The organism is Pseudomonas sp. VS40 (assembly GCF_018587885.1).
Lineage (GTDB): Bacteria > Pseudomonadota > Gammaproteobacteria > Pseudomonadales > Pseudomonadaceae > Aquipseudomonas > Aquipseudomonas pergaminensis.
The window spans coordinates 517,983-535,869 of sequence record NZ_JAGYWD010000003.1 but is presented as its reverse complement, the minus strand read 5'-3'; the positions used below and the strand labels follow the sequence as shown (position 1 = coordinate 535,869).

21 protein-coding genes are annotated in these 17,887 nt (G+C 61.9%); 13 read left to right on the top strand and 8 right to left on the bottom strand.

Annotated features, from left to right (window positions below):
* Positions 1-49: 49 nt before the first annotated feature.
* The 9 genes from KHP07_RS11615 to KHP07_RS11575 all read left to right on the top strand — a co-directional run bounded on the left by KHP07_RS11615 (position 50) and on the right by KHP07_RS11575 (position 6,752).
* On the top strand, positions 50-736 hold the full coding sequence (locus tag KHP07_RS11615) for a YggS family pyridoxal phosphate-dependent enzyme (RefSeq protein ID WP_025859577.1): 687 nt from the start codon (positions 50-52) through the stop codon (positions 734-736).
* Positions 737-769: 33 nt separating this feature from the next.
* Positions 770-1,588 (top strand): pyrroline-5-carboxylate reductase, encoded by an 819-nt coding sequence (gene proC, locus KHP07_RS11610; RefSeq protein WP_214497216.1) that lies wholly within the window; start codon positions 770-772, stop codon positions 1,586-1,588.
* Between the two features lie 9 nt (positions 1,589-1,597).
* Entirely contained in the window at positions 1,598-2,188 is a 591-nt protein-coding gene (locus KHP07_RS11605; RefSeq protein ID WP_058426554.1) for a YggT family protein, read from the top strand.
* A gap of 207 nt (positions 2,189-2,395) precedes the next feature.
* Positions 2,396-3,535 (top strand): homoserine O-succinyltransferase MetX, encoded by a 1,140-nt coding sequence (gene metX, locus KHP07_RS11600; RefSeq protein WP_078050561.1) that lies wholly within the window; start codon positions 2,396-2,398, stop codon positions 3,533-3,535.
* Positions 3,536-3,542: 7 nt separating this feature from the next.
* Positions 3,543-4,163, top strand: coding sequence for a methionine biosynthesis protein MetW (gene metW / locus KHP07_RS11595; protein ID WP_078050562.1), 621 nt, complete (start codon positions 3,543-3,545; stop codon positions 4,161-4,163).
* A gap of 21 nt (positions 4,164-4,184) precedes the next feature.
* On the top strand, positions 4,185-4,619 hold the full coding sequence (locus KHP07_RS11590) for a DUF4426 domain-containing protein (protein ID WP_078050563.1): 435 nt from the start codon (positions 4,185-4,187) through the stop codon (positions 4,617-4,619).
* Positions 4,616-5,212, top strand: a complete 597-nt coding sequence (gene rdgB, locus KHP07_RS11585) for an RdgB/HAM1 family non-canonical purine NTP pyrophosphatase (RefSeq protein WP_100491946.1) — start codon at positions 4,616-4,618, stop codon at positions 5,210-5,212. Before KHP07_RS11590 ends, rdgB begins: the two co-directional genes overlap by 4 nt.
* Positions 5,209-6,411, top strand: coding sequence for a radical SAM family heme chaperone HemW (hemW, locus tag KHP07_RS11580; RefSeq protein ID WP_078050565.1), 1,203 nt, complete (start codon positions 5,209-5,211; stop codon positions 6,409-6,411). The genes rdgB and hemW overlap by 4 nt, the downstream gene beginning before the upstream one ends.
* Before the next feature lie 17 nt (positions 6,412-6,428).
* Complete coding sequence (locus KHP07_RS11575; RefSeq protein ID WP_058426549.1) at positions 6,429-6,752, top strand: DUF3392 domain-containing protein; 324 nt, start codon at positions 6,429-6,431, stop codon at positions 6,750-6,752.
* A gap of 144 nt (positions 6,753-6,896) precedes the next feature.
* On the opposite strand, the gene trmB is transcribed toward KHP07_RS11575, so the two are convergent.
* The 4 genes from trmB to KHP07_RS11555 form a co-directional block, all read right to left on the bottom strand.
* Positions 6,897-7,622: a tRNA (guanosine(46)-N7)-methyltransferase TrmB gene (gene trmB, locus KHP07_RS11570; RefSeq protein ID WP_214497215.1), complete on the bottom strand. Its 726-nt coding sequence runs from the start codon at positions 7,620-7,622 to the stop codon at positions 6,897-6,899.
* A gap of 9 nt (positions 7,623-7,631) precedes the next feature.
* On the bottom strand, positions 7,632-8,426 hold the full coding sequence (locus KHP07_RS11565) for a thiazole synthase (RefSeq protein WP_078050567.1): 795 nt from the start codon (positions 8,424-8,426) through the stop codon (positions 7,632-7,634).
* A gap of 52 nt (positions 8,427-8,478) precedes the next feature.
* On the bottom strand, positions 8,479-8,679 hold the full coding sequence (gene thiS, locus KHP07_RS11560; protein ID WP_177409485.1) for a sulfur carrier protein ThiS: 201 nt from the start codon (positions 8,677-8,679) through the stop codon (positions 8,479-8,481).
* Between the two features lie 71 nt (positions 8,680-8,750).
* On the bottom strand, positions 8,751-9,131 hold the full coding sequence (locus KHP07_RS11555; protein ID WP_100491944.1) for a DUF423 domain-containing protein: 381 nt from the start codon (positions 9,129-9,131) through the stop codon (positions 8,751-8,753).
* 74 nt (positions 9,132-9,205) lie between these two features.
* On the opposite strand from KHP07_RS11555, the gene mtgA reads away from it, so the two are divergent.
* Positions 9,206-9,928 (top strand): monofunctional biosynthetic peptidoglycan transglycosylase, encoded by a 723-nt coding sequence (mtgA, locus tag KHP07_RS11550; RefSeq protein ID WP_214497214.1) that lies wholly within the window; start codon positions 9,206-9,208, stop codon positions 9,926-9,928.
* A 193-nt stretch (positions 9,929-10,121) separates the two neighbouring features.
* On the opposite strand, the gene rpoH is transcribed toward mtgA, so the two are convergent.
* The 4 genes from rpoH to ftsY all read right to left on the bottom strand — a co-directional run bounded on the left by rpoH (position 10,122) and on the right by ftsY (position 14,175).
* The gene (gene rpoH, locus KHP07_RS11545) at positions 10,122-10,976 is read right to left on the bottom strand and encodes an RNA polymerase sigma factor RpoH (RefSeq protein WP_003176698.1); all 855 of its coding nucleotides are present in this window, start codon (positions 10,974-10,976) and stop codon (positions 10,122-10,124) included.
* Between the two features lie 129 nt (positions 10,977-11,105).
* Positions 11,106-12,131, bottom strand: coding sequence for a permease-like cell division protein FtsX (gene ftsX / locus KHP07_RS11540; RefSeq protein WP_078050570.1), 1,026 nt, complete (start codon positions 12,129-12,131; stop codon positions 11,106-11,108).
* Positions 12,128-12,799 (bottom strand): cell division ATP-binding protein FtsE, encoded by a 672-nt coding sequence (ftsE, locus tag KHP07_RS11535; RefSeq protein WP_003234627.1) that lies wholly within the window; start codon positions 12,797-12,799, stop codon positions 12,128-12,130. Before ftsE ends, ftsX begins: the two co-directional genes overlap by 4 nt.
* Positions 12,796-14,175, bottom strand: a complete 1,380-nt coding sequence (gene ftsY / locus KHP07_RS11530; protein ID WP_078050571.1) for a signal recognition particle-docking protein FtsY — start codon at positions 14,173-14,175, stop codon at positions 12,796-12,798. The genes ftsE and ftsY overlap by 4 nt, the downstream gene beginning before the upstream one ends.
* 231 nt (positions 14,176-14,406) lie before the next feature.
* Between ftsY and KHP07_RS11525 the strand changes: the two genes are divergently transcribed.
* From KHP07_RS11525 to rsmD, 3 genes are read left to right on the top strand one after another with little or no spacing between them, the layout of a single operon-like run.
* Entirely contained in the window at positions 14,407-15,762 is a 1,356-nt protein-coding gene (locus tag KHP07_RS11525) for a M16 family metallopeptidase (protein WP_214497213.1), read from the top strand.
* Positions 15,755-17,245 (top strand): M16 family metallopeptidase, encoded by a 1,491-nt coding sequence (locus KHP07_RS11520; RefSeq protein ID WP_099493128.1) that lies wholly within the window; start codon positions 15,755-15,757, stop codon positions 17,243-17,245. Before KHP07_RS11525 ends, KHP07_RS11520 begins: the two co-directional genes overlap by 8 nt.
* Entirely contained in the window at positions 17,245-17,853 is a 609-nt protein-coding gene (rsmD, locus tag KHP07_RS11515) for a 16S rRNA (guanine(966)-N(2))-methyltransferase RsmD (RefSeq protein WP_078050574.1), read from the top strand. The genes KHP07_RS11520 and rsmD overlap by 1 nt, the downstream gene beginning before the upstream one ends.
* Positions 17,854-17,887 lie beyond the last annotated feature (34 nt).

The window sequence follows — 17,887 nt, the reverse complement described above, 5'->3', positions numbered from 1 at the left end:
CCATTTCCAGTAGAATGCCGCGGACTCCATATCCACGGGCGCATCTTGAATGTCGACGATAGCAGACAACATCGGCCAGGTTAGCCAGCGCATCCGCGCCGCTGCCGACGCCGTGCAACGTGACGCAAGCAGCATCCACCTGCTGGCCGTGAGCAAGACCAAACCCGCGCAGGCGGTGCGCGAAGCCTATGCCGCCGGCATGCGCGACTTTGGCGAGAACTATCTGCAGGAAGCCCTGGGCAAACAGGCCGAATTAACCGACCTGCCCTTGAGTTGGCACTTCATCGGCCCCATTCAATCGAACAAGACGCGCGCTATCGCCGAGAACTTCGCTTGGGTGCATTCCGTGGACCGCCTCAAAATTGCACAACGCCTGTCCGAACAACGCCCGGCCGACCTGCCACCGCTGAACATCTGCATCCAGGTCAACGTCAGTGGCGAAGCCAGCAAGTCCGGCTGTACACCCGCCGACCTGCCGGCATTGGCAAACGCCATCAGCGCCCTGCCGCGCCTGAAGCTGCGTGGCCTGATGGCCATTCCCGAGCCGACCGAAGATCGTGCCGCGCAAGACGCAGCGTTCGCCGCTGTTCGCGACCTGCAAAACAGCCTGAACCTGCCGTTGGACACACTTTCCATGGGCATGAGCCATGACCTTGAGTCGGCCATCGCCCAAGGCGCCACCTGGGTGCGGATCGGTACCGCCCTGTTTGGCGCCCGCGACTACGGCCAGCCATGAAATGGCTGACTTCCCTCTGAGTAAGGACCTGTCATGAGCAACACGCGTATTGCCTTTATCGGCGCCGGTAACATGGCGGCCAGCCTGATCGGTGGCCTGCGGGCCAAGGGCCTGGACGCCGCGCAGATCCGCGCCAGCGACCCGGGTGCCGACACCCGTGCCCGCGTCAGCGCCGAGCACGGTATTGAAACCTTTGCGGACAACGCCGAGGCCATCCGTGGCGTCGATGTGATCGTGCTGGCAGTGAAGCCGCAGGCCATGAAGGCCGTGTGCGAAAGCCTGCGCCCGAGCCTGCAGCCGCAGCAGTTGGTGGTGTCCATCGCCGCCGGCATTACCTGCGCCAGCATGAAGAACTGGCTGGGCGCCCAGCCGATCGTGCGTTGCATGCCCAATACCCCCGCCCTGGTCAGCCAAGGCGTGAGTGGCCTGTATGCCACCAACGAAGTGAGCGCCGAACAACGCGACCAGGCGCAAGAGCTGCTGTCCGCCGTGGGCATCGCCCTGTGGCTGGAGCACGAGCAGCAACTGGACGCGGTCACCGCCGTGTCCGGCAGCGGCCCGGCGTATTTCTTCCTGCTGATCGAAGCCATGACCGCCGCCGGCGTGAAACTGGGCCTGCCCAAGGACGTGGCCGAGCAACTGGCCGAGCAGACCGCCCTGGGCGCCGCACATATGGCGGTTGCCAGCGACGTGGACGCGGCCGAGTTGCGCCGTCGCGTGACCTCCCCCGGCGGCACCACGCAGGCGGCCATCGAGTCGTTCCAGGCCGGGGGCTTTGAAGCCCTGGTGGAAAAAGCATTGGGTGCCGCTGCGCACCGCTCGGCGGAACTCGCCGAACAACTGGGCAAATAAGGAGCCAACATGATTGGTTTGAATACCGCAGCCGTCTACGTGCTGCAAACCCTCGGCAGCCTGTACCTGCTGATCGTACTGATGCGTTTCGTGCTGCAACTGGTGCGCGCGAACTTCTACAACCCGCTGTGCCAGTTCATCGTCAAGGCTACCCAGCCGCTGCTCAAGCCGTTGCGCCGGATCATCCCGAGCCTGTTCGGCCTGGACATGTCATCGCTGGTGCTGGCGATCCTGGTGCAGTTGGCCTTGATGGCGCTGACCCTGCTGCTGACCTACGGCACCACCGGCAACTTCGTACAACTGCTGATCTGGGCCATCATCGGCGTGACCGCGCTGTTCCTGAAGATCTTCTTCTTCGCCTTGATCATCAGCGTAATCCTGTCCTGGGTCGCCCCGGGTAGCCACAACCCTGGCGCCGAGCTGGTGAACCAGATCTGCGAACCGGCCCTGGCGCCGTTCCGCCGCCTGCTGCCGAACCTGGGAGGCCTGGATATCTCGCCGATCCTGGCGTTCATGGTGCTCAAGTTGCTGGACATGCTGGTGATCAACAACCTGGCGGCAATGACCATGATGCCGGACATTCTGCGCCTGCTGATCTAACGTTTGGCGCAGTATCGTGTGGGAGCTGGCTTGCCTGCGATAGCGGTGTATTAGTCGACGAACGGGTCGATTGGCACACCGCCATCGCAGGCAAGCCAGCTCCCACATTTTGTATCTGTGTGTTGAATTCAATCCGCGCAGGCCTTTGCTTGCCGCTGGGGTTCCCGCTCTTTAGACTTACGCCTCATTTAAACGAGAGCAGGGTCGATGCCAGCTGCCTTTCCCCCCGATTCTGTTGGACTGGTCGTGCCCCAAGTGGCGCACTTCAGCGAACCGCTGGCCCTGGCCTGCGGCCGTTCGCTGCCTGCCTACGACCTGATCTATGAAACCTACGGCCAACTGAACGCCACGGCGAGCAACGCCGTGCTGATCTGCCACGCTTTGTCCGGCCATCATCATGCCGCCGGTTTTCACTCGGTCGACGACCGCAAGCCCGGCTGGTGGGACAGTTGCATCGGCCCCGGCAAGCCCATCGACACCAACAAGTTCTTCGTGGTCAGCCTGAACAACCTCGGCGGCTGCAACGGTTCCACCGGCCCGAGCAGTATCAACCCGGAAACCGGCAAGCCGTTCGGCGCAGATTTCCCGGTACTGACCGTGGAAGACTGGGTGCACAGCCAGGCCCGCCTCGCCGACTTGCTCGGCATCCAGCAGTGGGCCGCCGTGATCGGCGGCAGCCTGGGCGGGATGCAAGCCCTGCAATGGACCATCACTTACCCGGACCGTGTGCGCCATTGCCTGGCCATCGCCTCGGCCCCCAAGCTGTCGGCGCAGAACATCGCCTTCAACGAAGTGGCGCGCCAGGCAATCCTGACCGACCCGGAGTTCCACGGTGGTTCGTTCCAGGAAGCCGGTGTGATCCCCAAGCGCGGCCTGATGCTGGCGCGGATGGTCGGGCACATCACCTACCTGTCCGATGACTCCATGGGCGAGAAATTCGGCCGTGGCCTCAAGAGTGAAAAGCTCAACTACGACTTCCACAGCGTCGAGTTCCAGGTGGAAAGCTACCTGCGTTATCAGGGCGAGGAGTTCTCCGGGCGTTTTGACGCCAACACCTATTTGCTGATGACCAAGGCCCTGGATTATTTCGACCCGGCCGCCAACCACGACGATGACCTGGCAAAAACCTTCGAAGGCGCCACGGCCAAGTTCTGCGTGATGTCATTCACCACCGACTGGCGTTTCTCGCCGGCGCGTTCGCGCGAGCTGGTGGATGCGCTGATGGCCGCGCGCAAAGATGTCTGCTACCTGGAGATCGATGCTCCGCAAGGCCACGATGCCTTCCTGATTCCGATCCCGCGTTACTTGCAGGCGTTCGGCAATTACATGAACCGGATTACTGTGTGAGAACGCCATGAGAGCCGACCTGGAAATCATCCAAGAATGGATCCCCGCCGGCAGCCGCGTGCTCGACCTGGGCTGCGGTGATGGCGAACTGCTGAGCTGGCTGCGCGACAACAAGCAAGTCACCGGCTATGGCCTGGAAAACGACCCGGACAACATCGCCCAGTGCGTGGCCAAGGGCATCAACGTGATCGAGCAGGACCTGGACAAGGGCCTGGGCAACTTTGCCAGCAACAGCTTCGACATCGTGGTGATGACCCAGGCCCTGCAGGCGGTGCACTACCCGGACCGCATCCTCGACGAGATGCTGCGCGTCGGCCGCCAGTGCATCATCACCTTCCCCAACTTCGGCCACTGGCGCTGCCGCTGGTACCTGGCCACCAAGGGTCGCATGCCGGTGTCGGACTTCCTGCCGTACACGTGGTACAACACGCCGAACATCCACTTCTGCACCTTCGAAGACTTCGAAGCCCTGTGCAGTGAGCGTGAAGCCAAGGTGATCAACCGCCTTGCCGTCGATCAACAGCACCGCCACGGCTGGGCGAGTAAACTATGGCCCAACCTGTTGGGCGAAATTGGTATTTACCGGGTCAGCAGTCCTGGCCTGACCGACCACAAGATTGCCGTCTAATCATCTTCAAGAGGGACGCTCATGAGTCGTTTGGCTATTTTTCTATTGACCGCCTGCCTGGGCGCCAGCGCCGTGGCCGCAGACGCAATAGACGCTAACCGCAAGAAAGACTTCGGTGACATCACCGTGCACTACAACACGTTCACCTCCAGCTTCCTGCAACCGGAAACTGCCCAGGCAGTCGGCGTGGTACGCAGCAAGGAGAAGGGCCTGATCAACGTGACCGTGATCAAGGGCGTAACCCCGGTGGCCGCGCAAGTGACGGGCACCATCAAGGATCTGGGCGGCAAGAGCGAGATCCTCACCTTCAAGCAAATCAACGAAAAAGGTGGCATCAATTATCTCGCGCCCTACGCCGTGACCCAGCGGGAATACAAGACATTTACCATCAACGTTGAAACCGGCGGCAAAGCCCATAGCTTCCAATTCAACCAGGAACTGTTTCCGGCGGAATGATGAACCTTACCCAACTCGTACTCGCCAGCCATAACGCCGGCAAACTCAAAGAACTGCAAGCCATGCTCGGCGACGCCGTGCAGTTGCGCTCGATTGGCGAGTTCAGCCAGGTGGAGCCGGAAGAGACCGGCCTGTCGTTCGTCGAGAACGCCATTCTCAAGGCGCGTAATGCTGCACGCCTCTCCGGCCTGCCGGCGCTGGCGGATGACTCGGGCCTGGCGGTCGACTATCTCGGTGGTGCGCCGGGTATCTACTCGGCGCGCTACGCCAATGGCCAGGGCGACGCCGCCAACAACGCCAAGCTGCTGGATGCGCTCAAGGACGTGCCCGACGCCGAGCGCGGCGCGCAGTTCGTCTGCGTGCTGGCCCTGGTTCGGCATGCCGATGACCCGCTGCCGATCCTCTGCGAAGGCGTGTGGCACGGGCGCATCCTGCATGCGGCCAGCGGTGAGCATGGGTTTGGCTATGACCCGCTGTTTTGGGTGCCTGAGCGTAACGTTTCCAGCGCCGAACTGAACCCCGCCGACAAGAACCAGATCAGTCACCGCGCCCGCGCAATGGATTTGCTGCGCCAACGCCTGAGCCTGAAATGACCCAGAACACCTCTGCGCAGCCGCTGATCCACGGTGGCGCGCAAACACCTCGGGCGGCCTTGCCTGTGCTGCCGCCCCTGGCGCTGTATATCCACATCCCGTGGTGCGTGCGCAAATGCCCCTATTGCGACTTCAACTCCCACACCGCCAGTAAAGTACTGCCGGAAGAAGAGTATGTGGACGCCCTGTTGGCCGACCTCGATCAGGACCTGCATGCGGTTTACGGCCGCGAGCTGAGCTCGATCTTCTTTGGTGGCGGTACGCCAAGCCTGTTCAGCGCCGCTGCGCTGGGCCGCCTGCTCCAGGGCGTGGAAGCGCGTATCCCGTTTGCCAGCGATATCGAGATCACCCTGGAAGCCAACCCCGGGACGTTCGAGCAAGAAAAATTCGTCGCGTACCGCAAGCTGGGCATCAACCGCCTGTCCATTGGCATCCAGAGTTTCCAGCAGGAAAAGCTCCAGGCCCTGGGGCGCATCCATAATGGCGATGAGGCCGTGCGCGCTGCCGGCATGGCACGCCAGGCCGGCTTTGATAACTTCAACCTGGACCTGATGCACGGTTTGCCCGATCAGTCCCTGGACGACGCCCTCGGCGACTTGCGCCAAGCCATCGCGCTGAAGCCGACGCACTTGTCCTGGTACCAGCTGACCCTGGAACCCAACACCGTGTTCTGGAACCAGCCGCCTGCGCTGCCGGAAGACGATACGTTATGGGACATTCAGGAAGCCGGCCAGGCGCTGCTCGCTGAACACGGTTATGCGCAATATGAAGTGTCGGCCTATGCCCAAGCGGGTCGACCGGCGCGGCATAACCTCAATTACTGGAGCTTCGGTGACTTCATTGGCATCGGCGCCGGCGCCCACGGCAAACTCAGCCACCCGGACGGACGCATCGTTCGCACCTGGAAGACCCGGGCGCCGAAGGACTACCTCAACCCGGCCAAAAGCTTCCAGGCCGGCGCTAAAGAACTGACCAACGAAGAACTGCCATTCGAGTTCCTGATGAACGCCCTGCGCCTCACCGAAGGTGTCGACGCCAGGCTCTACGCCGAGCGTACCGGCCTCGACCTGGCGAGCCTCGATGAAGGCCGCCGCGAGGCAGAACAAAGTGGCTTAATGCAGGTCGAACCGTCACGCCTGGCGGCGACCGACCGCGGGCAACTCTTTCTCAATGACCTGTTGCAGAAGTTTTTGAGCTGACGCTCTAAGGAAATCGAATGGATTTGGTACTCGACCTGCTCGCCACCGTATCCCGCTGGAGCCGCAGCAACCTGTCGGAAATCTCCCTTGCCCTTGTGGGCTGCCTGCTGGTGCTGTTCGGCGCCGATATCAAGGGGTGGATCGAAGCACGCCTGGGCAGCATCGCAGGCGCGTTGCGCGTCCCGCTGATGGCGTTGGTGTGCATGATCGGCAGCGGCGCGGCGCTGATCTATGCCACGCCTTGGATTGTGCGGGGGTTGAGCCAGTTCAATAACTACAGCCTGGCGCCGGTGTTGATCGTGGTGCTTGTATTGATTGGCGTCGTCGCAGACCGCCGCTGACTCCCACGCCAACGCAGATACACATGTGGGAGCGGGCTTGCTCGCGAATGCGAAGTGTCAGTCACTGGAGATATTGACTGATCGACCCCATTCGCGAGCAAGCCCGCTCCCACATTTTTGACCGCATTCCAAACCAACGGTTTGTCAGTCAACCTTCTCAAACTTCAGATCCCACACCCCATGCCCCAACCGCTCGCCGCGGCGTTCGAACTTGGTAATCGGGCGCTCAGCCGGGCGTGGTACGCATTTGCCGTCTTCGGCGAGGTTGCGGTAGCCGGGGGCGACGTTCATCACTTCCAGAATGTATTCCGCGTAGGGTTCCCAGTCGGTAGCCATGTGCAGGATGCCGCCCACCTTGAGCTTGCTGCGCACCAGCTCCGCGAAGGAGGCCCGGACGATGCGGCGCTTGTGGTGACGGGCTTTATGCCATGGGTCGGGGAAGAACAGCATCAGGCGGTCAAGGCTGTTGTCGGCGATACAGCGGTTGAGCACTTCGATCGCGTCGCAGTCGTACACACGCAGGTTGGTCAGCCCTTGGGTCAACACACCGTTGAGCAGCGCGCCGACACCGGGGCGGTGGACTTCCACGCCGATGAAATCCTGGTCCGGCGCGGCGGCGGCCATTTCCAGCAGGGAGTTGCCCATGCCAAAGCCGATTTCCAGGGAGCGCGGGGCCGAACGGCCGAACACCTGGTCGTAATCCACCGGCGCATCGGCCAATGGCAGCACGAACAGCGGCGTACCTTGCTCCAGGCCCTTTTGCTGGCCTTCGGTCATGCGACCGGCGCGCATCACAAAACTCTTGATGCGGCGGTGCTTGGACTCGTCGCCTGGTTCCAGCGTGTTCGGCGTTTCGTTTGATTCAGTCATCAATGGCTCTTACTTGATCAGACCATCCAGCGGCGAAGAGGCGCTGGCGTAGAGTTTTTTCGGCATGCGACCGGCGAGGTAGGCCAGGCGGCCCGCGACGATGGCGTGGTTCATGGCTTCGGCCATCATGATCGGTTGCTGGGCATGGGCGATGGCCGAGTTCATCAGCACTGCGTCGCAGCCCAGCTCCATGGCGATGGTTGCGTCGGAGGCGGTGCCCACGCCCGCATCCACCAGCACCGGGATCTTGGCTTCTTCGAGGATGATCTGCAGGTTGTACGGGTTGCAGATACCCAGGCCGGAACCGATCAGGCCGGCCAGCGGCATCACGGCGATGCAGCCGATTTCCGCCAATTGGCGCGCAATGATTGGGTCATCGCTGGTGTAGACCATCACGTCGAAGCCTTCCTTGACCAGGGTTTCGGCGGCCTTGAGGGTTTCGATCACGTTGGGGAACAGGGTTTTCTGGTCGGCGAGCACTTCCAGCTTCACCAAGTTGTGGCCGTCGAGCAGCTCACGGGCCAGGCGGCAGGTGCGCACGGCTTCGATGGCGTCGTAGCAACCCGCAGTGTTCGGCAGGAAGGTGTAACGATCCGGCGACAGCACTTCGAGCAGGTTCGGCTCGCCTTCGATCTGGCCCAGGTTGGTGCGGCGCACGGCGAAGGTGACGATCTCGGCGCCCGAGGCTTCGATAGCCAGGCGGGTTTCTTCCATGTCGCGGTACTTGCCGGTGCCGACCAGCAGACGGGACTGGTAGGTACGACCGGCCAGGACGAAGGGCTTGTCGTTACGAACGATGCTCATGGGAAATCCTCGAAATGGGGTGAGGTTCTGCAGAATTCAGGAAGCTGCGCGATCAGCCGCCGCCAATGGCGTGGACCACTTCGACCTGATCACCTTCGGTGAGCGCGGTCTCGGCGTGCTGGCTACGCGGGACGATATCCAGGTTGAGCTCCACTGCAACGCGACGCTCGGTCAAGTCCAGGCGGGTCAGCAGGGCCGCAACGGTTTCACCGTCGGGCAGTTCAAAGGATTCGCCGTTCAACTGAATGCGCATGCCACGGGCCGCCATCGTTTTAAGGGGCCAGCATTCTAGCTCGATTGGGACCTAAAGGTCAGCTCCAAGCGTCAAGCGGTCAGCTGCAAGCGCCAGGCAGCAAGGCCGAGGAAAAACCAACCAAGCAGGAACGCCAGGCCGCCAAATGGCGTGATGATCCCGAGTTTGCTGATGCCGGTCATGGTCAGCACGTACAGGCTACCGGAGAACAGCAGGATGCCGACGGTAAACGAAATACCCGCCCAGCTGACCAACCGGCCAGGAATATGCGCCGCCAGCAGCGCCACGCCAAACAGCGCCAGGGCGTGCACCAGTTGGTAGGTCACGCCGGTGTGGAAGATCGCCAGGTAGTCGGCGCTGAGGCGGTTTTTCAGGCCGTGGGCGGCAAAAGCGCCGAGGGCAACACCGGTAAAGCCGAAAAACGCGGCCAGCATCAGAAAGCTTCGCAGCATGAGGAACTCCAGTCAGACTCAAAGGGCCGGGTCTGTATAATGGCCCGCTCAACGGGTTCGGCCAAGCCATCTCTATGCTGCGTCTCCTCTTCAAACGCTTTCTCAACGTCGTGAAATGGTTTGCCATCGGCAGTGTGCTGCTGGTGCTGCTGTTTCGTGTCGTCCCGCCGCCCCTCACCGCGCTGATGGTGGAGCGCAAGGTCGAATCCTGGTTCGACGGCGAACCCATTGACCTGCAGCGCAGCTGGGTGCCGTGGGACGAGATCTCCGATGACCTCAAAGTGGCGGTGATGGCCGGTGAAGACCAGCGTTTCCCGCAGCATTGGGGTTTTGACTTCGGCGCAATCCAGGCCGCCATCCTGCACAACGAGCGCGGCGGCTCGATTCGCGGCGCTAGTACATTGAGCCAGCAGGTGTCGAAAAACCTGTTCCTGTGGGCCGGCCGCAGTTATTTGCGCAAAGGCCTGGAGGCGTGGTTCACCGGGTTGATCGAGGTGCTGTGGCCCAAGCAACGGATCCTTGAGGTGTACCTCAACAGCGTGGAGTGGGATGAAGGCGTGTTCGGCGCGGAAGCGGCGGCGCGGCATCACTTTGGGGTGAGTGCCAAGGGATTATCGCGACAGCAGGCCAGCTATTTGGCTGCTGTACTGCCTAACCCGAGGGTGTGGAGCGCCAGTCACCCGACGGCGTATGTGGCGAGGCGAGCGGCTTGGATTCGCCAGCAAATGAGCCAGTTGGGTGGGGATGGGTATCTGGTTGAGCTGAACAACTCACGCAAAGCACCCTGGTCCGACTGACTCCCCGCGGTTCCTGTGGGAGCCGGCTTGCCTGCGATAGCGGTGGGTCAGTCAACAATTGTTTTGGCTGACACGGCCTCATCGCAGGCAAGCCAGCTCCCACCTTAAATCGAGTTGACCTGAGACTCTTTGAGCACAAACAAAAATGCCCCGATCTTCCGATCGGGGCATTTTTTTATCTTTTCGCAGCGTTTTAGGCGGCGATCGACAATTTCAGCTTGTTCATCGCGCTTTTCTCGAGCTGACGAATCCGCTCGGCCGACACGTTGTACTTCTGCGCCAGGTCGTGCAGCGTGGCTTTTTCTTCCGCCAGCCAGCGCTGGTAGAGGATGTCACGGCTGCGGTCGTCCAGCACTTCCAGCGCTTCATGCAGGTTGTGGTTGGAGTTGTCGCTCCAGTCGGCGTCTTCCAGTTGACGCGCCGGGTCGTACCGGTGGTCTTCCAGGTAGTTGGCCGGCGATTGGAAGGCGCTGTCGTCGTCCGCTTCGGCGGCCGGGTCGAAGGCCATGTCATGGCCAGTCAGGCGGCTTTCCATCTCGCGCACTTCACGAGGTTCCACGCCCAGGCTTTCGGCCACACGGTGAACTTCCTCGTTATTCAGCCACGCCAGGCGTTTTTTCTGGCTGCGCAGGTTGAAGAACAGCTTGCGCTGGGCCTTGGTGGTCGCGACTTTCACAATGCGCCAGTTGCGCAGGATGAACTCGTGGATTTCCGCCTTGATCCAGTGCACGGCAAACGACACCAAGCGCACACCCATTTCAGGGTTGAAGCGCTTTACCGCCTTCATCAGGCCGACGTTGCCTTCCTGGATCAGGTCAGCCTGGGCCAGGCCGTATCCGCTGTAGCTACGGGCAATATGTACAACAAAACGCAGGTGGGCGAGCACCATCTGCCGAGCCGCCCCCAAATCCTGCTCATAGTAGAGACTCTCGGCCAGTTCACGCTCCTGCTCGGGCGTCAGCAATGGAATGCTGTTTACCGTATGCACATAGGCTTCCAGGTTCGCACCCGGGACCAAGGCATAAGCAGGTTGCAAAGAAGTGGTCATACGAAAAAACCTCCGACTCACATAACTCGTGCAGTGAAGCACTGCGAAAATTGACCGGGAACCGTAGGACAAGTTCCCTAAACCACCGATACGGTCAATACAAACGAAACCACATTAATCTGACATTAACTACTTCGGTGCCAGCTCACGTAAATGCCGTGCGACCGCAATCCAAGCACCGATATACCCCAACAACACCGCGCCAAGCAAGAGACTCAGACCATCGGCTACCGGCACACCGGCCAGCGCGAAATCACTGCCGTAGAGTCCGGCCAGCCCGACAACCGCGTCGTTCAGCCAGTCTAGGCCAAATGCCAGCACGCCCCAGGACAAAACCCCGGCACCGAAGCCATAAAGCGCGCCCATGTACAGAAAAGGACGACGCACATAGCTGTCCGTGCCGCCGACCAGTTTAATCACTTCTATCTCGGTGCGACGGTTTTCAATATGAAGACGAATGGTATTACCTATCACCAAAAGTAATGCAGACACCAACAGCACCGTCAAACCGAACACAAACCGGTCGCCCAGCTTGAGGATCGCCGCCAGGCGCTCTACCCAGACTAGATCAAGTTGCGCCTGCTGCACCTTGGGCATCTCTGCGAGTTTTTGTCGCAGGGCTTCCAGCGCCGGTTTGTCGACTTCATTCGGCGTCACCAGTACCACGCCCGGCAGCGGGTTCTGCGGCAGCTCTTTAAGCGCCTCGCCCAGGCCGGATTGTTGCTGGAACTCTTCAAGGGCCTGGTCGCGGCTGATGTACTCGGCATCCGCCACACCTGGGATGTTCTTGATGTCGTCGCGCAGCGCTTCGCCGTCTTTGGCGCTGGCGTCGATGTTCAGGTACAGCGAGATCTGCGCTGCACGCTGCCAGGAACCGCCCAGGCGCTCCACATTATTAAGCAGCAGCGACAGGCCCATCGGCAGGCTCAAGGCCACTGCCATCACCAGGCAGGTGAAAAAGCTGCCGATCGGTTGCTTGCCCAGGCGGCGCAGGCTGTCGAGCAGGCTGGCGCGATGGCTTTCGATCCAGGCGCGCAGCAAGGTGCTGAAGTCCGGGCCGTCGTCATCATGATCGTGTTTTTTCTTCTGCGGTTGCGGGTCGGCCGGTTTCGGCGCCACGCGCTCGGAGACTTTAGGGCTGCGTGTAGCACTCATACGCCGGCCTCCCCGTCACCGATCAGGCGGCCGCGCTGCAGGGTCAGCATGCGATGGCGCATGCGGGCGATCAGCGCCAGGTCGTGACTGGCGATCAGCACGCTGGTGCCCAGGCGGTTGATGTCTTCGAACACGCCCATGATCTCGGCCGCCAGGCGCGGGTCGAGGTTACCGGTAGGTTCGTCCGCCAGCAGCAAGGCCGGGCGGTGGACGATGGCGCGGGCGATGCCAACGCGCTGTTGCTGGCCAGTGGAGAGGTCGCCGGGGTACAGGTCGGTCTTGTCCGACAGCGCCACGCGCTCCAAGGCCGAATCCACGCGCTTGACGATCTCGGCCTTGGACAGCCCGAGGATCTGCAACGGCAGCGCCACGTTGTTGAACACGGTGCGATCAAACAGCAGTTGGTGATTCTGGAACACCACGCCGATCTGCCGGCGCAGGAACGGGATCTGCGCATTGCTGATGGTTGCCAGGTCCTGCCCGGCCAGCAGCAGTTTGCCGGTGGTCGGGCGTTCCATGGCCAGCAGCAGGCGCAGCAACGTACTTTTACCGGCACCCGAATGGCCGGTGACAAACAAGAACTCGCCCCGCCGCACTCGAAAGCTCAGCTCATGCAAGCCGACATGCCCGTTGGCATAGCGTTTACCGACCTGTTCGAATCGAATCATGAACGCTCCCGCTCGGCAAACAGTGCCTGTACAAAGGGTTCGGCTTCAAAGGTGCGCAGGTCGTCGATGCCTTCACCGACGCCGATATAACGAATCGGCAACCCGAACTGTTTGGCCAGGGCGAAAATCACACCGCCCTTGGCCGTGCCGTCGAGCTTAGTCAATGCCAGGCCGGTCAGTTGCACCGTCTGGTTGAATTGTTTGGCCTGGCTGATAGCGTTCTGGCCCGTACCGGCGTCCAGCACCAACAGAACCTCGTGCGGCGCGTCTGCGTCGAGCTTGCCGATCACGCGACGGACTTTCTTCAGCTCTTCCATCAGGTTGTCTTTGGTGTGCAGGCGACCGGCGGTATCGGCGATCAGCACATCAATGTTGCGGGCCTTGGCGGCTTGCACGGCATCGAAGATCACCGAGGCGGAATCGGCGCCGGTGTGCTGGGCGATGACCGGGATCTTGTTGCGCTCGCCCCAGACCTGCAGTTGTTCAACTGCGGCGGCACGGAAGGTGTCACCCGCCGCCAGCATGACCTTCTTGCCTTCGGACTGCAGCTTTTTGGCCAGCTTGCCGATGGTGGTGGTCTTGCCGGCGCCGTTGACGCCCACCACCAGGATCACGAATGGCTTCTTCGGCGTGATCACCAGGGGTGCTTCCACCGGCTTGAGCATGGCGGCCAACTCGGCCTGCAGGGATTTGTACAACGCGTCAGCGTCGGTCAACTGCTTGCGCGCGACCTTCTGGGTGAGGCTCTGGATGATCACGGCGGTGGCTTCAACGCCCACGTCGGCGGTAAGCAGGCGGGTTTCGATGTCTTCCAGCAGTTCGTCGTCGATGACCTTTTTGCCCAGAAACAGGCTGGCCATGCCTTCGCCGATACTGGCGCTGGTCTTGCTCAGGCCTTGCTTGAGGCGGGCGAAGAAGCCGGTCTTGCTGGTCTCGGCAGGCGCGACAGGTTCTTCGATAACGGCGGGAGCGGCTATTACTGGCTCGATCGCCACCGGTGCGGGAGCTGGCGCTTCAACGACCACCGGCTGCGGCTCAATGACCACCGGAATCGGCGGCACCACGTGCTCGGCCTGCACATCTTCAACCAGTGCCACGGGCTCTTCGGCCACCGGCAGTTCCGGCCACGGCTTGTGCTCGGGCTGCGGCTCGGGTTCAGGCTCAACCTCGGCGACCGGCTGCAAAACCGGTTCGGCCATCGGCAACACCACGGGTGCCGGGGTTTCGGCTTCTACTATAGGCTCGGGGATCGGTTCGGCTTGAACCTGTGGCTGTTCGTCGACGGTTTCCTGCGGCTTTTTGCGCAGCCATCCGAACAGGCCTTTTTTCTCGCCAGCCGCAGCTGGGGTCTTCTTGTCGTCGTTGGAACCAAACATGGAGACGGCTATCTCAAGGTAGCGACGCACCAAGGGGCGCGCCGGTAAATAAAATTCGATGCGTAACAGACTGTTTTTTAGCCAGCTCGTTCATGCGCAACATTTCGTAAGGCCTAAAACGGCCTCAACACGACTGCCGCAGTGGCCGTCCTTAAATCCGATCAGTATCCTAGCACCTCCTCGCCCGCCGACGCTAAGACCAAGCGGGCAGCCCAACAGGTTTAAAAACGAATGAATGCTCTAGCCCGCCGCGCCGCAGGCCTGCTGTTCAGCACAGTTTGTCTGCCTCTTTCAGCTCTGGCTGCCGACCCACAACCCACCCACGAATTCACCCTGGACAACGGCCTCAAGGTCGTCGTGCGCGAAGACCATCGCGCGCCAGTGGTGGTTTCCCAGGTCTGGTACAAGGTCGGTTCGAGCTACGAAACCCCGGGCCAGACCGGTTTGTCCCACGCCCTGGAGCACATGATGTTCAAGGGCAGCGCCAAGGTCGGCCCCGGCGAAGCCTCGCTGATCCTGCGCGACCTGGGCGCGGAAGAGAACGCCTTCACCAGCGATGACTACACCGCTTACTACCAGGTGCTGGCCCGCGACCGCCTGGGCGTTGCCTTCGAGCTGGAAGCCGACCGCATGGCCAGCCTGCGCCTGCCCGCCGATGAATTCAGCCGCGAGATCGAGGTAATCAAGGAAGAGCGCCGCCTGCGCACCGACGACAATCCGATGTCCAAGGCCTACGAGCGCTTCAAGGCCATGTCATTCCCGGCCAGTGGCTACCACACGCCGACCATCGGCTGGATGGCCGACCTGGACCGCATGAAAGTCGAAGAGCTGCGCCACTGGTACCAATCCTGGTACGTCCCGAACAACGCCACCCTGGTGGTGGTCGGCGATGTCACCCCGGACGAGGTGAAGAACCTGGCCAATCGCTACTTCGGCCCTATCCCCAAGCGCGACGTGCCACCGGCGAAGATCCCAATGGAACTGGCCGAGCCCGGCGAGCGCCTGTTGACCCTGCATGTGCAAACCCAACTGCCGAGCGTAATGCTGGGCTTCAACGTCCCTGGCCTGGCCACCGCCGAAGACAAGCGTTCGGTGCAGGCCCTGCGCCTGATCTCGGCCCTGCTGGACGGCGGCTACAGCGCTCGTATCTCCGAGCAGCTGGAGCGCGGTGAAGAGCTGGTCTCTGCTGCGTCGACCAACTACGACGCCTATACCCGCGGTGACACCCTGTTCATGCTGTCCGCCACGCCGAACCAGCAGAAGAAAAAGACCGTCGCCCAAGCCGAAGCCGGCCTGTGGCGCCTGCTGGAAGAGCTGAAGGCCAAGCCACCGACCGCCGAAGAGCTGGAACGCATCCGCGCCCAGGTCATTGCCGGCCTGGTCTACCAGCGTGACTCCATCACCAGCCAGGCCACGGCCATTGGCTCCCTGGAGACCGTTGGCCTGTCCTGGAAGTTGATGGACACCGAACTGGCCGACCTGCAAAGCGTGACCCCGGAAGATATCCAGAAAGCCGCGCGCACCTATTTCACCCGCGAACGTCTCAGCGTCGCCCATGTTCTGCCTCAGGAGACCGCTCATGAGTGATCGCAAAAGCAGCCGCCTGTTCTTCCCCGGCCTGGTCGTCGTCACCCTGATCGCCGCCAGCGCCGTGTACTTCCTGCGCCCGAGCGACTCCGTGGCCAGCCCGGCATTGGAAAAAGCCCAATCGAGCAACACACTGCAATCCCTGGCGGAACTGGACGGCAAGGCGCCGACCAACCGCAAGCTCGACGTGCAAACCTGGACCACCGCCGAAGGCGCCAAGGTGCTGTTCGTCGAAGCCCATGAACTGCCGATGTTCGACGTGCGCATCCTGTTCGCCGCCGGCAGCAGCCAGGACGGCAACGTACCGGGCCTGGCGCTGATGACCAACGCCATGCTCAACGAAGGCGTGCCGGGCAAGGATGTGAGCCAGATCGCCCGCGACTTCGAAGGCCTGGGTGCGGACTTTGGCAATGGCGCGTACCGCGACATGGCGCTGGTGTCCCTGCGCAGCCTCAGCGACAGCGATAAACGCGACGCCGCCCTGAGCCTGTTTGACCAGGTGATCGGCAAGCCGACCTTCCCGGCCGACTCCCTGGCGCGGATCAAGAACCAGATCCTGGCCGGCTTCGAATACCAGAAGCAGAACCCCGGCAAGCTGGCGAGCCTTGAGCTGTTCAAGCGCCTGTACGGCGACCATCCTTACGCGCACCCAAGCGAAGGCACACCGGAGAGCGTCCCGAAGATTACCGTCGCGCAGTTGCAGGCGTTCCACGCCAAGGCTTACGCAGCGGGCAACGCGGTGATTGCAGTGGTCGGCGACCTCACCCGCGCCGAAGCCGAAGCCATGACCGCCAAGGTTTCCGCGTCGCTGCCCAAGGGCCCCGCCCTGCCAAAAATCGCCCAGCCGACCGAACCCAAACCGGGTTTGAGCCGTATCGAGTTCCCGTCCAAACAGACGCACCTGCTGTTCGCACAACTGGGCATCGACCGTGCCGACCCGGACTACGCTGCCTTGTCACTGGGTAACCAGATCCTCGGCGGCGGTGGTTTCGGCACCCGCTTGATGAGCGAAGTGCGCGAAAAACGCGGCCTGACCTATGGCGTTTACTCCGGCTTCTCGCCAATGCAGGTGCGTGGCCCGTTCATGATCAACCTGCAGACCCGCGCGGAAATGAGCGGCGGCACCCTGCGCCTGGTAGAGGATGTGGTAGCCGACTACCTCAAGACCGGCCCAACGCAAAAAGAACTCGATGACGCCAAGCGCGAGCTGGCCGGCAGCTTCCCGCTGTCGACCGCGAGCAACGCCGACATCGTCGGGCAGCTGGGCGCCATGGGTTTCTACAACCTGCCGCTGAGCTATCTGGAAGATTTCATGAAACAATCCCAGGCCCTGACCGTAGAGCAGGTCAAGGCTGCAATGAACAAACACTTGAGCGCCGACAAGATGGTCATCGTGACCGCCGGCCCGACGATTGCGCAAAAGCCACTACCGCCCCCCACTGATAAACCCGCCGAGCAGCCGCTCGGGGTTCCGGAGCATTAATGGCCAGTTCATCTCGCCCGAAAAAACCTGTCCACAACGTCCATAACGGTGTGGGCCAACTGCGCATCATTGGCGGCGAATGGCGCAGCCGCAAGCTGAGCTTCCCCGACGTCGTGGGCCTGCGCCCGACGCCGGACCGCGTGCGTGAAACCCTGTTCAACTGGCTCGCACCGTACATCGCGGGCGCCAAGGTGCTGGATCCGTTTGCCGGCAGTGGCGCGTTGTTCCTGGAGGCGTTGTCCCGTGGCGCCGCCCTGGGCCAGGCGCTGGACGCCAGCAATGTGGCGGTGTCCAGCCTCAAGGAACACCTGGGCACCCTGCGCTGCACCACCGGCCAAGTGCAAACCGCCGACGCGCTGCGCTACCTCGAGACACAGCCAGCCAGTGAATACGACGTGGTGTTCCTCGACCCGCCGTTCAACCAGAACCTGCTGCCAACCGTGTGCGCACTGCTGGAAGAACGCCAATGGCTGGCACCGGATGCGTGGATCTACACTGAAAGCGAGACAGCGCCCTCTACCCTCGGCTTGCCAGCAGCGTGGCGCCTGCACCGGGAACAGAAGTCCGGACGGGTGTATTACGCGTTGTGGCACCGTAGCGTCGCCTGACCTCCGGACGTGGCAGCAGGGCTTGTGTTGTAGT

Excerpts from the sequence above, each read along its gene's own strand:
- KHP07_RS11615 (WP_025859577.1), top strand. The coding sequence starts at position 50 with ATGTCGACGATAGCAGACAACATCGGCCAGGTTAGCCAGCGCATCCGC.
- proC (WP_214497216.1), top strand. The coding sequence starts at position 770 with ATGAGCAACACGCGTATTGCCTTTATCGGCGCCGGTAACATGGCGGCC.
- KHP07_RS11605 (WP_058426554.1), top strand. The coding sequence starts at position 1,598 with ATGATTGGTTTGAATACCGCAGCCGTCTACGTGCTGCAAACCCTCGGC.
- metX (WP_078050561.1), top strand. The coding sequence starts at position 2,396 with ATGCCAGCTGCCTTTCCCCCCGATTCTGTTGGACTGGTCGTGCCCCAA.
- metW (WP_078050562.1), top strand. The coding sequence starts at position 3,543 with ATGAGAGCCGACCTGGAAATCATCCAAGAATGGATCCCCGCCGGCAGC.
- KHP07_RS11590 (WP_078050563.1), top strand. The coding sequence starts at position 4,185 with ATGAGTCGTTTGGCTATTTTTCTATTGACCGCCTGCCTGGGCGCCAGC.
- rdgB (WP_100491946.1), top strand. The coding sequence starts at position 4,616 with ATGATGAACCTTACCCAACTCGTACTCGCCAGCCATAACGCCGGCAAA.
- hemW (WP_078050565.1), top strand. The coding sequence starts at position 5,209 with ATGACCCAGAACACCTCTGCGCAGCCGCTGATCCACGGTGGCGCGCAA.
- KHP07_RS11575 (WP_058426549.1), top strand. The coding sequence starts at position 6,429 with ATGGATTTGGTACTCGACCTGCTCGCCACCGTATCCCGCTGGAGCCGC.
- trmB (WP_214497215.1), bottom strand. The coding sequence starts at position 7,622 with ATGACTGAATCAAACGAAACGCCGAACACGCTGGAACCAGGCGACGAG.
- KHP07_RS11565 (WP_078050567.1), bottom strand. The coding sequence starts at position 8,426 with ATGAGCATCGTTCGTAACGACAAGCCCTTCGTCCTGGCCGGTCGTACC.
- thiS (WP_177409485.1), bottom strand. The coding sequence starts at position 8,679 with ATGCGCATTCAGTTGAACGGCGAATCCTTTGAACTGCCCGACGGTGAA.
- KHP07_RS11555 (WP_100491944.1), bottom strand. The coding sequence starts at position 9,131 with ATGCTGCGAAGCTTTCTGATGCTGGCCGCGTTTTTCGGCTTTACCGGT.
- mtgA (WP_214497214.1), top strand. The coding sequence starts at position 9,206 with ATGCTGCGTCTCCTCTTCAAACGCTTTCTCAACGTCGTGAAATGGTTT.
- rpoH (WP_003176698.1), bottom strand. The coding sequence starts at position 10,976 with ATGACCACTTCTTTGCAACCTGCTTATGCCTTGGTCCCGGGTGCGAAC.
- ftsX (WP_078050570.1), bottom strand. The coding sequence starts at position 12,131 with ATGAGTGCTACACGCAGCCCTAAAGTCTCCGAGCGCGTGGCGCCGAAA.
- ftsE (WP_003234627.1), bottom strand. The coding sequence starts at position 12,799 with ATGATTCGATTCGAACAGGTCGGTAAACGCTATGCCAACGGGCATGTC.
- ftsY (WP_078050571.1), bottom strand. The coding sequence starts at position 14,175 with ATGTTTGGTTCCAACGACGACAAGAAGACCCCAGCTGCGGCTGGCGAG.
- KHP07_RS11525 (WP_214497213.1), top strand. The coding sequence starts at position 14,407 with ATGAATGCTCTAGCCCGCCGCGCCGCAGGCCTGCTGTTCAGCACAGTT.
- KHP07_RS11520 (WP_099493128.1), top strand. The coding sequence starts at position 15,755 with ATGAGTGATCGCAAAAGCAGCCGCCTGTTCTTCCCCGGCCTGGTCGTC.
- rsmD (WP_078050574.1), top strand. The coding sequence starts at position 17,245 with ATGGCCAGTTCATCTCGCCCGAAAAAACCTGTCCACAACGTCCATAAC.